This window comes from Photobacterium sp. Alg240-V54 (assembly GCF_900537155.1).
GTDB lineage: Bacteria > Pseudomonadota > Gammaproteobacteria > Enterobacterales > Vibrionaceae > Photobacterium.
This window is the reverse complement of record NZ_UNRL01000001.1, coordinates 806871-820518: the sequence shown is the minus strand read 5'-3', so window position 1 is coordinate 820518 and position 13648 is coordinate 806871. Positions and strand designations below refer to the sequence as shown.

Below are 13648 nucleotides of genomic sequence, written 5' to 3'. Positions count from 1 at the left end.
AAAATAGAATCAATATTTTGGGCTTTTGCATATAAGAAACACATTGAGTCGAATAATTAACTGGTTACAGTATCAGTACCATGCCATTGATAATGGTTATTGGGTTTCTTACTCACGATACCTTGGGTTAATAACTCATGGAAAATCGTATCGACTTCATCAGTGGTAAGTTTCAGTAATTGACTTACCGCCCGTTTACTGCAATTCACTTGATTTTTAGAGAGTGCTTCAACTGCTTGTTCATAGGCCGTTTTCGGCGGCTCAGGTTCAGCTTCCTCGACAATAATTTCATCTTCATCATTCACATCAGCAATCGATGAGATGCCAACAGCCGAGGGATCAAAATGGGTTAATAGCTGCGGTTGCTCTTGCATATTGTAGCCATTAACTGACAGTAATTGCTGGCGCTTAAATTGGTAGCGGAAACGGTTTTCCTCACCAATTAAACCAACAAAAAAAGCAGCGAAGAAATCAAGCAACACGGATAAGAATATAACTAAACCAAGCTGAGCGGCTTGATTACTGACATTGAAAGTTGTTGCTAGACTGTCAATTAATCCAAGTACCGAACCTTGACCCACAACTGGTGTTGTATCACGCTCAATAGCAATTTGTTGTTGTTGCTTGCGCAGTTGTTCGTTTTCTTTCTGAATGCGAGTTACACCTGAAGCGATACGCTCCATTTGGATATACTTCTCAGCCGCAACGTTATTGAGATCAATTTGCTTTTCAATGGCTTGAATTTGCATATTAAAGGCATTGATCTTACTTTGTTGAACATTTGCTTCACTGTGTGCCTTATTGGTCGCACTATTAATGCCACCAATAGAGCCACCGATAGAAATAGCAGCTAATACGGCATAAAATGTAAAAGCGGTGAAGGTGCCGGTGTAATTACGGCGTGCTTTACGTTCTCCAACCTCATACCACGCAAAGAATTTACCCAATTCAAAAATGACAGCTAAGCCGCCAAAGAGGAATTTCATCAGTGGGTCATCATCAATAGATAAAAACAACAATAGTGAGAACACGATTGATGCAAGAATAGCAGCACCAGTGAAGCTATAAACACTCCACATGGCGAAAATCCCTTTAGGGGAGCGTACTGGTATATTTTGGTTGAAATGCATAAAAATGTCTAAGTAAGGAGCATTTGTTCAGCTGGTCGCATTATAGCGACAAGCATATAAAAGATGGCTAGGATACAGTAAAACCCTTGTTAACCCCTTATAAAAAGTGATGTTTAAAAACCTTGTGAGGTTAATTTATACAGTACGGATAACATTGCTCAAATAACGTGCTAAAAGTGTAAAATAAAAAATCATTATTAATAAATTCTAACATATCTGTATATCAGCATATTTAATCTTATCGTTAGTTAATAAATAACCACTATCGATTCATGGTTATTTAAAGTCCCTTTAAGTCGAAGCACGATAATGAATTGATAGTATAATAACGATTTGATTAATTAATATCCGTTTAATGTACGTATTATATTCACTTTGATAAATAAGCCTTGCAGAGGTTTAAGTGTCTATTTTATGTCTACACTTAAAGTTAATTATTCTAACGAGGTACGTGCTTTATGTTTTATGCCAGTTGTCATCAGCGTCGCGATCAAGCACAAAACGTCAACGATATTGCTATCTTTGAGCAACCGTTACCCAAGAATATGATTTTGCATTCAACATTTGTTTATATTAAGGAGGGCTATTTTCAGTGTTTATGGGAAGCAAGTGATGTTGATATCATTCAACACTATATTACAACTACATTAGGAGATGTATGTTTGCATGACTATTATAGCGTTGATCCAATAACCGCCATTGCATAATTTATTCATTAGTCATAGTAATGCGCGATCTTATATATAAAATAGGAATAAGCTTTTGTTATATAAGTGTTTATCTTTTGTTGGCTTTTGTGGGCGCAGTTACTCTTGTGTGATTGTGGTCACTAGGTGTGTGCATAAACAGTGACATTTAGCGCAAAAAAATATCCTATTAATAATATTATTTACACCATAAATAAATATTAACAATCTAACTTATGGTGTGAGTGATGAATAAAAATCCTATTGGTGTGGCAATGCTAATTGCAGGTTTATGTGCAAGTTCGTTGGCTATTGCAGCTGATGACTTACCTAATATTAAAATATTAGCCACAGGCGGAACAATCGCTGGTGCGGGTCAGTCAGCAACAGAATCTGCTTATACGTCAGGTCAGGTTGGAGTTGATTCATTAATTAAAGCAGTACCTGCAATGACTAAAATTGCAGATATAACTGGTGAGCAAGTAGTTAATATTGGCTCTCAAGATATGAATGATCAAGTGTGGTTGAAGTTATCTAAGCGTATTAATCAGTTACTTGCACAAGATGATGTTGATGGTGTTGTGGTAACACATGGTACTGATACCATGGAGGAAACGGCTTATTTCCTTGATCTGACCATTAAAAGTGACAAACCTGTGGTGCTCGTTGGATCTATGCGTCCATCTACAGCCGTCAGTGCTGATGGTCCTGCTAATTTATATAATGCTGTTATTACTGCTGTTGATGAAGACTCAAAAGGGCGTGGTGTATTGTTAGCAATGAACGATACAGTATTAGATGCACGAGATGTTACCAAAACCAATACTACAGCCGTTGATACTTTCCAATCGCCAAACTTTGGACCGCTAGGCTATATTCACAATAACGATGTTACCTACCAACGTGCGCCAGAGCGTCATCATACAACAGCAACGCATTTTGATGTATCCAAATTAACCAGTCTACCTAAAGTGGGGATTGTTTATAATTATTCCAATGCATCGCCATTACCGGTGACAGCGTTAGTTAACGCAAAATTTGATGGAATAGTTAGTGCCGGAGTCGGTAACGGGAATATGTATAACGCTATTTTTGATGAATTAGCAAAGGCAAGTAAAAACGGCACTTTGGTTGTGCGTAGTTCTCGAGTGCCAACAGGATCAACGACGTTAGCTGCCGAAGTTGATGATGCAAAATATGGTTTTGTTGCAGCAGGTACACTTAATCCACAAAAAGCACGGGTTTTATTAATGCTGTCGCTAACTCAAACCAAAAATTATCAAGAAGTACAGCAGATGTTTAAGTATTACTAAATGTATTAATAAGCAAAAAAACACAACAAGACAGATATATGTCTTGTTGTGTTTTATGCGTAATGTGAAGCCACTATTATTTAGTGCTTGCTTCTACGTCTTTAATTGCTTTAGCTAACGCATCAGGGTTGTAGCCATTAATAATATGGATATTATCTGCGGTGATGTTGTTGCTTGGCATAACAATCAGTGCTGGTGTACCTTGAAAGCCGAGCTTGCTAAATAACTCAAAGTTATTCATAAAGGTATTGTTAGCATTAAATTTAGAGACATCAACCCCAACGCTGGTGGCGATAGTGTTGATATCTTGTTTGGTTAACTTACCTTCATCTTTACCTGTTGCAAATACTGCATTGTGGTATTTGGCATAAGTAGCCCCACCTTTTTGCTGGTAGATCCAATTACCCATATCAGCGGCATATTTTGAAGCTTCCCAACGCGATGCGAAAATAGGTGTTTCTTTAAAGATGAATTTCACCTCTGGGTTTTTAGCTTCTAATTGTTTGACGGTATCAGCAATTTTAGAACAGTACATGCATTGGTAATCAAAGAACTCGATCACATTGACTTTTGCATCTTTAGGACCGATAAAAGGTGTTGTTTTATCTTTTAGAAGCTGATCAGCATTGGCAATAACAGCTTGTTTAGCATCATTTTGTTGTGCTTGCATTTGCTGTTGTTGCAATGTTTGTGAAGCTTTTACTAATACTTCAGGATGGCTAATAATATATTGGCTGGCAATTTGTTCAATTTGTGCTTTTTGTTGAGCCGTAAACTCGCCATTGTTATTAACTGTTGTTGTTTCATTACAGCCGGTAAGTAATGCACCTAGCATAATAGGTAGAAGCAATTTTTTCATTTTATTATCAATCACTATAAATATTTATTGGGTTAGAGTAATAATAGAATAAATTAGTTCAATCTGTTTCAGTAAAATGTTAGTTCTTAATAATTATAATAACGCGTATGATTATTGTTTTATAAACATATAAATTATAAATGTAACGAGGGTGTATTATTTTGCGTTTACTTTTTGTGGATCTTATATTCCAAATAAAATAATGGTTCAATGTGATAATTGTCACTTTATCTGAAGTGATGAATAGTTAAATTATTAATTCAATTTTTTTGATGATTTATTCTAAAATGAAAAAGACATTTACTGCGATTACGCTTTCCTCTTTATTGGCTTTAAGTCTTGTTTCTAGTTCTGCAATGGCAGAGCCAAAAGTACCAGCAACAGAAACAGGTTACAGTACTATTCAGTTAACTCAAATGGGTCAACCTAAGAGTGTTCACTGGGTTACTGTTGATCAAATTGCTCAGCAGCTTAAGGGTAAACCACCAATGGCTGTTGGTTTTGATATTGATGATACAGTATTATTTAGTTCTCCTGGTTTCTATCGCGGTAAACAAGTTTTCTCTCCAAACAGTTTTAGCTATTTAAAAAATCAGAAATTCTGGGATAAAATGAATTGTGATTGGGATAAGTTCAGTATTCCTAAGAAAATAGGTAGAGAATTGATCGCGATGCACCAAAAACGTGGCGATGATATTTACTTTATTACTGGTCGCGATCCATCTAAATGTGAAATTACAACCCAATATTTAAAAGATGTCTTTGGCATTAAAAATATGCACAAAGTTATTTTTGCAGGTTCAAGTAAAACAACCAATACTAAAACGCCATATATAAAAGCAGATAACATTAAAGTGTATTATGGTGACTCAGATGGTGATATTACCGCAGCACGTGCTGCTGGTGCTGTTGGTATTCGTGTAATGCGTGCCGCAAACTCAACTAACCGTCCAATTGCTAAAAATGGAATTTATGGCGAAGAGGTTGTTGTAAATTCTCAGTATTAATTACAGTTTTTAAATGTAGTTTAGTGAATATAAAAATGCTCAATCTATGAATAATAGGTTGAGCATTTTTTATATATCATATTAATTAATATACCTTTGGGTGTTTGGGTTTTTTCTTACAAGTACCATTATAAAATTTCTTTAAATCACAGCTTGTGCCTTGCTTATTAAAGTGACAATTAGAGCCAATTGCTGTGCCTTTATGCTTTACGCAGTATTTGATCCATTTCTCTTGTTTTGGTTTTGATGATGAACACTGACCCTTCTGAAACGCCCATTCATCGCACATCTTTCCGCTAGGTAAACGGCAATAACCTTGACCATCAACAAGCACTGATTTACCGCCATGGTTAACGCAATAAATAGATGCTGGGTTACCGTGAGGCATTGCAAAAGCAGAACTGGAAACGATTAGCGATACTAAGAATAATAATTTTTTCATGAAATAACCTTGATGTTGTTTGTGAATCACTAGCAATGGACTGATCATAATTAAAAACACTGTTCAAATGTCAGTAAAATGCAAGCTTTGTAAATGATATTAATGGAATGTGATTATTTATTAATGGAATCAGTCGTGTATCAACAGAAAGAAATTAATAACGAGAGAATACAAGTGAGTGTTTACTTGTAGATTGGACTGATTTGAGCAATCTATGTGGTAATATAAGATTAATATAAATACAGCGTTGAAGGGGTAAATATCGATGCTAGTGATTTCTAATTCAGTCAGCTTAGGTGATTGGGAGATTGAATTAACCGCAATTCGAGCTCAAGGTGCGGGTGGGCAAAATGTTAATAAAGTATCAAGTGCTATCCACCTACGGTTTGATATAAATCGTTCATCACTGCCTGATTTTTATAAAGAACGTTTACTGAAGCTATCTGATAGTCGTATAACGAAAGACGGTGTTATTGTGCTTAAGAGTCAGCAACATCGAACTCAAGAAATGAACCGTGAAGAAGCACTGTCTCGATTAAAAGAATTGATTCAAAATGCGATGGTGATTCAAAAAGCGCGTCGAGCAACGAAGCCCACCAAAGGTTCTCAAGTACGCCGAATGGATAAAAAAAATCAACGCGGTAAAACCAAACAACTGCGTGGAAAAGTCCAAATGTAGCTGTAAATAAGTGCCGCAATCACCACTATTAGCGTAATAAAATATTTTTGTGATATTGGCTGCATAATCACCTTAGTTGTTAGTCGCTGCTGTGACTATCTATTAATATCTGACAATATTGTACCGCGGCTAACCGCGACATTTGCTAATCAGTTGGTGAACAAGGATGTTTGAAAAAAAGACGCTACAACTATTACAATTGTTTTATCGAGAAACAGAACGTGTACGCTTATTGGATGTTTATCAACTGCCGCCATTAGGTATTGAATTACAGCAAGTGATGAATCAATGGCTTGAGACTAAACGTAATTTTCAACGTGATGAAATATGTGAGCAGTATTGGATCAAAACCTGTAGTGCGGGCTATATCACCGAATTGCGGTTACATGCTGATGGCTCTTTAGATGAATATACCTTGTTTAATCGTATGCATACTCAAGGACATTGGCAGTTAGTTGATGGGGTTATTGAAATTGAAATAATTAAAGGAGATAACCGTTATCGCTGTGCTGTATATGCTAACCGCTATGTCAATATTCATTCCGCTATAGAATATAAAAATGATGAACTGCATTCCTATTTGAAATTGGCGCAAACTCGGCCAATTTAGGGATATCTAATAGCTTTTTTGTCTGATAAATACACTTCCAATAGCGATTAAATTCAGTACACTAAAATGAATGACTGATTATTAGGACACACGGATGAGTAAAATAAAAACAGTAGCAGTGGTTGGCGGTACTCACGGTAATGAATTTAGTGGCATTTACTTATTACGTAAATGGCAGCAATCAGCAGCATTAGCACGTGATAGTTTTAGCGTTGAAACGGTATTTGCAAACCCTAAAGCCCATAATGATAATAAGCGTTATGTTGATCATGATTTAAACCGTCAATTTAGTTTGGCTGACTTAGCCAATAATGAGCTAGCAAGCTACGAACAAAGTCGAGCCAAAGCAATTAATCAACAAATTGGCCCTAAAGGGGATGCTAAAGTTGATTTTATTATCGATTTGCACAATACCACCAGTAATATGGGGCCATCGTTAATTTTATTGCAATCAGATCGCTTTAATCGCCAATTAGGCGCGTATGTAAAAATGCACATGCCTAATGCGGTGATTGTACTAGAGGATCATACTTCTGTTGAGCAACATCATTTCTTAAGTTCAATCGCACCTCAAGGGGTGATTGTTGAAATTGGACCTCAACCTCAGTCAGTGATCCGTCAAGATGTGCTTGATTGGATGAATGAAATGACCCAGCATATTCTAGATTTTGTGCATTTATATAATACCGATGAGCTATTACCGTTAATTCCAAGCTATGAAGCTTTCCGTTATCATGAAACGCTATCATTACCGTTAGATGAACAAGGTCAACGTATCGGCATGGTGCATCGTTCTGTGCAAGATAATGACTTTGAACCGCTGCACAGTGGCGATCCAATCTTTACCTTGTTTGATGGTAGTGAGATTTTTTGGAAAGGGGATTATGAAGCCTTTCCACACTTTATCAATGAAGCGGCGTATTACGATAATAATTTAGCGATGTCTTTAGCAAAGAAAGTGCAGATCTCGACACTCGATTAATTATAACTGTTAATTGAGATGAAAAACCTCTATCTGGTTGATACCAATAGAGGTTTTTATATAAGTGTTAAAAATTAAGCGCTCATAGGCGCTGTGTTAGCAGATGATCTCACCACCACAATCGGACGCTCATCAATAATTGCCACATGTGAATCAACATCAAATACTGAAGTAATGAGCGAAGGAGTAATGGTTGTAATCGGGTTGCCATAAGCAAAAAGCTGACCTTGATGCAATGCAGCAACTTTGGTTGAATATTGAATGGCTAAATTAAGATCATGGATAACCATCAATACACAAGCTTGGTTTTGTTGAGCGTATAGTTTCACAAAATCAAGTAACTTCATTTGGTTATGCATATCAAGTGCTGATGTTGGTTCATCAAGAATAAGCACTTTAGGTTGATTAACTACCGCTTGTGCAAGTCCTACCATTTGGCTTTCACCGCCAGAGAGTTCAGTACACATCTTATTGGCTAAATGTAAAATGCCCATTTGTTGTAATAATAGTAAGCTTTTCTCAGCACTGTTTGCTTTGGCAAATAAAGAGTGTGATCCCATATTTAGCGTGGTAATTAATAATTCAACTACTGTGATGGTGGCGGAAATACGGTGATCTTGCGGTAAATAGCCTATGTTATCTAAAGTTAATGGCTTGCCGTGTAATAAAATTTGCTGTGAATGCTGACGTAAATTCTGAGTAATATGTCGCAGTAAGGTTGATTTTCCTGCGCCATTTTTACCAATAATCGCCACCATTTCTCCCGCTGTGATAACAGGCAGTGATAGGTTATCTAAGATTGTTTTATCACCAAATGTGACTGAAATATCATTAATTGTAAGAGCCATTAGAAACGCCCACCTTTTTTAATGATCAAATAGACAAAGAAGGGAATACCAATGATCGACATCACTACCGTTAACGGCAAAATAATACCTGGCATAATGCTTTTACTGGCGATAGAGGCGAGTTCAAGTAGCACAGCACCGACAAGACAAGATGCAGGCAGGAAATAACGTTGATCTTCGCCTAACACCATACGGGCAATATGTGGTGCAACTAATCCGACAAAACCAACGGCGCCTACAAATGAAACCGCGAGAGAGGTGATAACAGAGACTAATAATAGGGTTTTGATACGCAGCCGCTTAACGTTTACTCCCATTGCTTGAGCACGTTCGTGACCAATTTTGAGGGTTGATAATTGCCAAGCATCTTTCATCATAATCAACAGCACAAGCGGTAACACAATTGCAAGCACAGTAATTTTTGCCCAACTGCCGCGATCAAGAGATCCCATTTGCCAGAATACTAATGTTTGTAATTGAGTTTCGCTGGCAACATATTGCATCATGGTCAGTAAGCTGTCGTAAGCAAACATCACCGCAATACCAAACAGCATTACCCCTTCAATAGAAATTCGTTTTACTGATGAAACAGCAGCAATTAAAAATGTGGTTAATAAACACATAATAAATGCCATCAATGCGATTTGATATTGGGCTGGCACGAAGGGGATCGCGATGGCATTAGTGATCACCAATGATGCGCCAAATCCAGCCGCAGCCGAGACTCCAAAGGTATAGGGATCAGCTAAAGGGTTATTTAATGTGGTTTGCATTTGTGCGCCTGCTAACGCTAAGGCGGCCCCGATTAAGGGTGCCATTAGTGCCATTGGCATTCGAATATTCCACACAATAATTTTGCTGGCAATATCACTGGTTTGAGGATGAATCAGGGCGTGAATAACTTGAGTAAAAGTCAGTCCTTGTGAACCAATAAAAATATCAGCAATGACACACACAATACTCAGCACTAAGAAAATAGCCAGCGCCACTTTCTTGTTGCGATTACGAGTATTGTGGGTGTTTAACTCAAGTAACAATGCGCTCATTATTGCATTGCCTTAAAGTTATTCTGGCCAAAGTCGCCACTGACAGTACGATGCCCAAATTGCTTATTCATTTCTTCAAAAGTGTGTTGTGGGTGTAAGTTTTTAAATACGTTTGGATGGATCCATTTCGCAAAATATTCCATCGCGACTAAGTTATAAGGTGAATTATAAAATGGCATATAAATCGAATAGACATTTTTAGTTTGATAAGCACTGACAGCTTGTAACCAATCACGATCCATTAATGCTTTAGTGGCTGTTTTTATCGCAGCAGGATTTGGGTTATAACCTAATGGAATGCCATGAGTGGGCAGGCCTTTATCGTTAATCCAACCTGTGGTCTGCATTATGTATACATCAGGACGAGCGGTAATCACAGTTTCTGGTGACATCTGACCTGTGATCGCTCCTTTAAGTGGTTTATCGGCAATATTAATCGCTTTTAAGAATGGGACGTAAGCCCCCATATTACCGCCAGCAAAGGTACGACAACAAGAATCACTGTAACCTGCTGCACGTTCAATAAATACCCGTTTAGGGGTTAGGTTCGAGTGCTGAGCAATGGTTTGTTCGAGTGCAGTAACGTGATCGAGATAGTAGTGCGCGAATGCTTGTCCTTGTGCGTCTCGGCCAACAGCTTTCGCCACTGTTTCTACCGATTTTACCGTATTCTTGATAGGGTTTTCTCGAAAATCAACTGCAATCACTTTAATGCCTGCCGCCGCTAATTTTTTTAATAAACCGTTATCTTGAGCTAATTTAATATTAGATAAATCAACGATAAATAAATCTGGTTTAGGCTTTAAATTAATGAATCGTTCTGCATCAAATTCCCCTGACTTTATGAGGCCAATTTTTGGTACGTGTTGTAGTGACGGATAGTGTTTTACATAGTTAGCGTACATGCTTGGTGCGGAAAATTGCATATCATCACGTGCAGCGACAAGATGCTTAGCAGCGTCTTGTTGATAGATGATTTCAAGTAATGGAAAAATACGACTGGTTGATAGCGCAATATTTTGTGGCTGGTGGTCAAAGGTAATAGTACGTCCAGCTACGTCAGTCACTGTAACAGGGTAGGTAGCAGCAAAAGAGGTCAGTGGACAAAGAGTAGCTGCACAAATTGTAAGGATTTTTAGCTTAATTTTCACAACGATACCTGTAAAGAATAATTTTCACGAATACTAATGAGAATGGTTATTATTTTGAACTGCAATAAATGCAAACTTACAATTCAAATATAAATGCATATAGTTATCGTTCGTATTATCACTGTGAATTGCTTGAAACCGTGATAAATGATTTGAGATTTAGGTCGCAATATGAAAAAGTCGAGGAACTTATTTTTATAAGCTAAAAAATACAACAATATTGATTATAAAAAAGTTATTACCATTACTAGCATTAATGCTCGGCAGTAATGAGAAGTAACAAAGAGGAAAGACTATGTCATTAGTTATACCAATGGTTATTCTTATGCAGCAGCACCTAGTCGCAGCTGGCAGCACACTTGTTGCCAAAAAAATGCAGTATGATTTGAATATTCGACAGCCTTTCTATGGCGTTAGTCCGGAAAAACGCCATAAAATATTCAAACTCGCGCAAGCACATACCACAATAAATAACGTTGAGGACTATCAGCGGTTATTATTATGGTTATGGTCGGGTATTTATCGAGAAGAGCGTTATTTAGCTTTAGATGCAGGTGAATATTATACCGATTATCAAACATTAGCATCTTTTGATATTTATCTTGAAATGTTAGATACGGCTGATAATGTCGATATTTTAGATCGCCTTGCGAGTAACTTGATAGGTAAGGTGATACTACAACATCGAGATTTAGAACATTACCTTATTCAATGGCGAGAGTCAGATAACGTATGGCTGAAACGAGCATCATTGCTAGCACATTTACATCATCAGCAACAAACCAATGTAACCTTATTAAGTGAAACTATTTTATATCTTGCTGCTGATAAGTCGATGTTAGTTCAACAAGCGATGGGACAAGTATTAAATGCCTACAGCCAAATTGATTTTGATTTTGTTGATAGTTTTATTAAAAATAATGTCGCGCTATTAACGCCGTTGTGTCGACGTGAAGCAAGAAAACTCACAATGATGGTAAATAGCACAGTTAATTAAAATTACAGCTGTTTAAAGGCGTGTTGCTATCTATATTGTGCTTTTTTTGCTAAAACACGTAACCAAATTAACGCCTCATCAATGGTATGGAGGCGTTATTATTTTCTATTGTTTAGTGTGGGTTTTTCAATGCAATTACATCAACAAGACGCAGTCGAATGGCTGTCTTCATTAGCGGATAACAGTATTGATCTTCTGATCACTGATCCTCCATATGAATCGTTAGAAAAGCATCGAAAAATAGGTACTACAACTCGCCTAAAAAACAGTAAGTCATCAAGTAATCAATGGTTTGATATCTTCCCTAATCAACGATTTGAGGCATTATTAGAGCATGCTTACCGTGTATTAAAACCTAATAGCCATTTCTATCTGTTTTGCGATCAAGAAACCATGTTTTACATTAAACCGATTGCTGAACAGGTTGGGTTTAAATTTTGGAAACCGATTGTATGGGACAAAGTCGCCATCGGTATGGGTTATCATTATCGTGCGCGTTATGAATTCATTCTTTTCTTTGAAAAAGGCAAACGTAAATTATCAAACTTATCTATTCCAGATGTACTTGAGTTTAAACGTATCTATCGCGGTTATCCCACAGAGAAACCGATACCATTGCTTGAAACGTTAATTGAGCAAAGCTCTGTTGCCGGTGATATTGTGGCTGATCCTTTTTTTGGCTCGGGTTCAACTTTAGTTGCTGCGCAACGCTTACAACGTCAAGCATGGGGAAATGATATCTCAGACGCTGCTCATCAACATTTGCGTAGCAGAATATAATCATGGTGATGGTTGTGGCTAGATTTAAATGTTTGATAGGAAAGTAGTGGATGAAAAACTTTGATATAAATTTATTACGCATATTGAATGTATTGCTAGAAGAGCAAAGTGTGACGGCAGCTGCGGCGCGACTGCATTTGAGTCAGTCAGCTGTTAGTAAGCAATTAGCTAAATTACGCCAAACATTTGCCGATCCTTTGTTTGAACGTACACCCTATGGTTTGCGACCAACACCTAAAGCATTGTTATTATCGGATTCTGTGTCTGATATTTTACAGCAGGTTAATCAGCTGACACGGGCTGAAGCGTTTGATCCAGCGCTGAGTCAACGTCAGTTTCATATTGATCTAGTAGAAACTGCTTATTCATTAACTTACCCGCGTTTTATGCCACAACTGCTACAGCAAGCGCCTGATATTGGCCTAACCAGTAAAACTTGGAATGATGATAGCTTACAGCGTTTATTACGTTGTGAAATTGATTTTGGGATTGGTATTTTTGAGTGGGACGAGCGTTCATCCAGTCATTATCGTCATGTACCCTCATCATTGAATTATATTGAGTTAGCACGTGATTATCCGGTATGTTTAATGCGTAAAGGACACCCTGCATTAAATGAACCTTGGAATCTGGATGTTTTTTTAAAATATCGTCACTTACAAGTCAGTATTGGTGGTCTTAAACGTTGGCTATTGGATGAGATATTAGCGCTTGAACATAAAAAACTTGATAATGCCGTTAATATGACCGATTGCTATGCAGCGATAAAACTGTGTGAGCAAAGTGATTTATTGATGTGTTACCCTTCAGTATCGGCATTAGCAATGATCGAGAATACCGAACTTGTTAGCCGTCCTATACCGATTGAGTTAGAGCCTGGTGGCTACCTTTTATTGTGGAATAAACATTTTGATTTAGATCCGAGTCATCAATGGCTACGTCAATTAATTACTCAGGGCATGAAAACAGTAAAATAAAGCCTCACAAATGAAAAATTATTGACAATGTTCAATAACATAAGCTACTAGAATATTACATTTAACGGCGTATCTTATTCAAATAGATCGTTTCTATTATTAAACAAGATTAAAAATGAGTTTTATCGTTATATATTAGCG

The 13648-nt window shown here is 37.3% G+C and carries 15 protein-coding genes; 9 read left to right on the top strand and 6 right to left on the bottom strand.

Annotated elements, in window-relative coordinates; genetic code table 11:
* Positions 1 to 56 precede the first annotated feature (56 nt).
* The gene (locus G6R09_RS03485; protein ID WP_065176995.1) at positions 57 to 1079 is read right to left on the bottom strand and encodes a Preprotein translocase subunit SecY; all 1023 of its coding nucleotides are present in this window, start codon (positions 1077 to 1079) and stop codon (positions 57 to 59) included.
* A gap of 509 nt (positions 1080 to 1588) precedes the next feature.
* On the opposite strand from G6R09_RS03485, the gene G6R09_RS03480 reads away from it, so the two are divergent.
* Both G6R09_RS03480 and ansB read left to right on the top strand, forming a co-directional pair.
* Entirely contained in the window at positions 1589 to 1837 is a 249-nt protein-coding gene (locus G6R09_RS03480) for a hypothetical protein (protein ID WP_163920529.1), read from the top strand.
* Between the two features lie 227 nt (positions 1838 to 2064).
* Complete coding sequence (gene ansB, locus G6R09_RS03475) at positions 2065 to 3129, top strand: L-asparaginase 2 (RefSeq protein WP_065166949.1); 1065 nt, start codon at positions 2065 to 2067, stop codon at positions 3127 to 3129.
* A 76-nt stretch (positions 3130 to 3205) separates the two neighbouring features.
* Here ansB and G6R09_RS03470 read toward each other — a convergent pair whose 3' ends face one another.
* A complete protein-coding gene (locus G6R09_RS03470; protein ID WP_065166948.1) occupies positions 3206 to 3988 on the bottom strand; it encodes a thioredoxin domain-containing protein in 783 nt (260 codons plus the stop codon).
* Positions 3989 to 4275: 287 nt separating this feature from the next.
* Here G6R09_RS03470 and aphA point away from each other — a divergent pair, with 287 nt between their 5' ends.
* On the top strand, positions 4276 to 4995 hold the full coding sequence (gene aphA / locus G6R09_RS03465; protein ID WP_087844665.1) for an acid phosphatase AphA: 720 nt from the start codon (positions 4276 to 4278) through the stop codon (positions 4993 to 4995).
* Positions 4996 to 5080: 85 nt separating this feature from the next.
* On the opposite strand, the gene G6R09_RS03460 is transcribed toward aphA, so the two are convergent.
* Entirely contained in the window at positions 5081 to 5437 is a 357-nt protein-coding gene (locus G6R09_RS03460; RefSeq protein WP_065176993.1) for a DUF333 domain-containing protein, read from the bottom strand.
* 265 nt (positions 5438 to 5702) lie between these two features.
* Between G6R09_RS03460 and arfB the strand changes: the two genes are divergently transcribed.
* The 3 genes from arfB to G6R09_RS03445 all read left to right on the top strand — a co-directional run bounded on the left by arfB (position 5703) and on the right by G6R09_RS03445 (position 7708).
* Positions 5703 to 6116, top strand: a complete 414-nt coding sequence (gene arfB / locus G6R09_RS03455; RefSeq protein WP_163920527.1) for an alternative ribosome rescue aminoacyl-tRNA hydrolase ArfB — start codon at positions 5703 to 5705, stop codon at positions 6114 to 6116.
* Between the two features lie 166 nt (positions 6117 to 6282).
* Positions 6283 to 6726, top strand: a complete 444-nt coding sequence (locus G6R09_RS03450) for a hypothetical protein (RefSeq protein ID WP_163920525.1) — start codon at positions 6283 to 6285, stop codon at positions 6724 to 6726.
* A gap of 94 nt (positions 6727 to 6820) precedes the next feature.
* Positions 6821 to 7708 carry an aspartoacylase gene (locus G6R09_RS03445; protein ID WP_065176990.1) on the top strand — a complete coding sequence of 296 codons (888 nt, stop codon included), beginning with the start codon at positions 6821 to 6823 and terminating at the stop codon, positions 7706 to 7708.
* Positions 7709 to 7782: 74 nt separating this feature from the next.
* On the opposite strand, the gene G6R09_RS03440 is transcribed toward G6R09_RS03445, so the two are convergent.
* The 3 genes from G6R09_RS03440 to G6R09_RS03430 are packed head-to-tail and all read right to left on the bottom strand — an operon-like array spanning position 7783 to position 10753.
* Positions 7783 to 8556, bottom strand: a complete 774-nt coding sequence (locus tag G6R09_RS03440) for an ABC transporter ATP-binding protein (protein WP_163920524.1) — start codon at positions 8554 to 8556, stop codon at positions 7783 to 7785.
* On the bottom strand, positions 8556 to 9602 hold the full coding sequence (locus tag G6R09_RS03435) for an iron ABC transporter permease (RefSeq protein ID WP_163920522.1): 1047 nt from the start codon (positions 9600 to 9602) through the stop codon (positions 8556 to 8558). The genes G6R09_RS03440 and G6R09_RS03435 overlap by 1 nt, the downstream gene beginning before the upstream one ends.
* Complete coding sequence (locus G6R09_RS03430) at positions 9602 to 10753, bottom strand: ABC transporter substrate-binding protein (RefSeq protein ID WP_163920520.1); 1152 nt, start codon at positions 10751 to 10753, stop codon at positions 9602 to 9604. The genes G6R09_RS03435 and G6R09_RS03430 overlap by 1 nt, the downstream gene beginning before the upstream one ends.
* A 295-nt stretch (positions 10754 to 11048) precedes the next feature.
* Between G6R09_RS03430 and G6R09_RS03425 the strand changes: the two genes are divergently transcribed.
* From G6R09_RS03425 to G6R09_RS03415, 3 genes are all read left to right on the top strand, one after another.
* Complete coding sequence (locus G6R09_RS03425) at positions 11049 to 11750, top strand: DNA alkylation repair protein (protein ID WP_065166940.1); 702 nt, start codon at positions 11049 to 11051, stop codon at positions 11748 to 11750.
* Positions 11751 to 11879: 129 nt separating this feature from the next.
* A complete protein-coding gene (locus tag G6R09_RS03420) occupies positions 11880 to 12530 on the top strand; it encodes a site-specific DNA-methyltransferase (protein ID WP_163920518.1) in 651 nt (216 codons plus the stop codon).
* A gap of 50 nt (positions 12531 to 12580) precedes the next feature.
* A complete protein-coding gene (locus G6R09_RS03415) occupies positions 12581 to 13507 on the top strand; it encodes a LysR family transcriptional regulator (RefSeq protein ID WP_163920516.1) in 927 nt (308 codons plus the stop codon).
* Positions 13508 to 13648 lie beyond the last annotated feature (141 nt).

What these genes read in the sequence shown, in the direction of transcription:
- arfB (WP_163920527.1), top strand. Translation starts at nt 5,703, where the DNA reads ATGCTAGTGATTTCTAATTCAGTCAGCTTAGGTGATTGGGAGATTGAA.
- aphA (WP_087844665.1), top strand. Translation starts at nt 4,276, where the DNA reads ATGAAAAAGACATTTACTGCGATTACGCTTTCCTCTTTATTGGCTTTA.
- G6R09_RS03480 (WP_163920529.1), top strand. Translation starts at nt 1,589, where the DNA reads ATGTTTTATGCCAGTTGTCATCAGCGTCGCGATCAAGCACAAAACGTC.
- G6R09_RS03420 (WP_163920518.1), top strand. Translation starts at nt 11,880, where the DNA reads ATGCAATTACATCAACAAGACGCAGTCGAATGGCTGTCTTCATTAGCG.
- ansB (WP_065166949.1), top strand. Translation starts at nt 2,065, where the DNA reads ATGAATAAAAATCCTATTGGTGTGGCAATGCTAATTGCAGGTTTATGT.
- G6R09_RS03460 (WP_065176993.1), bottom strand. Translation starts at nt 5,437, where the DNA reads ATGAAAAAATTATTATTCTTAGTATCGCTAATCGTTTCCAGTTCTGCT.
- G6R09_RS03445 (WP_065176990.1), top strand. Translation starts at nt 6,821, where the DNA reads ATGAGTAAAATAAAAACAGTAGCAGTGGTTGGCGGTACTCACGGTAAT.
- G6R09_RS03485 (WP_065176995.1), bottom strand. Translation starts at nt 1,079, where the DNA reads ATGTGGAGTGTTTATAGCTTCACTGGTGCTGCTATTCTTGCATCAATC.
- G6R09_RS03435 (WP_163920522.1), bottom strand. Translation starts at nt 9,602, where the DNA reads ATGAGCGCATTGTTACTTGAGTTAAACACCCACAATACTCGTAATCGC.
- G6R09_RS03440 (WP_163920524.1), bottom strand. Translation starts at nt 8,556, where the DNA reads ATGGCTCTTACAATTAATGATATTTCAGTCACATTTGGTGATAAAACA.
- G6R09_RS03450 (WP_163920525.1), top strand. Translation starts at nt 6,283, where the DNA reads ATGTTTGAAAAAAAGACGCTACAACTATTACAATTGTTTTATCGAGAA.
- G6R09_RS03415 (WP_163920516.1), top strand. Translation starts at nt 12,581, where the DNA reads ATGAAAAACTTTGATATAAATTTATTACGCATATTGAATGTATTGCTA.
- G6R09_RS03470 (WP_065166948.1), bottom strand. Translation starts at nt 3,988, where the DNA reads ATGAAAAAATTGCTTCTACCTATTATGCTAGGTGCATTACTTACCGGC.
- G6R09_RS03425 (WP_065166940.1), top strand. Translation starts at nt 11,049, where the DNA reads ATGTCATTAGTTATACCAATGGTTATTCTTATGCAGCAGCACCTAGTC.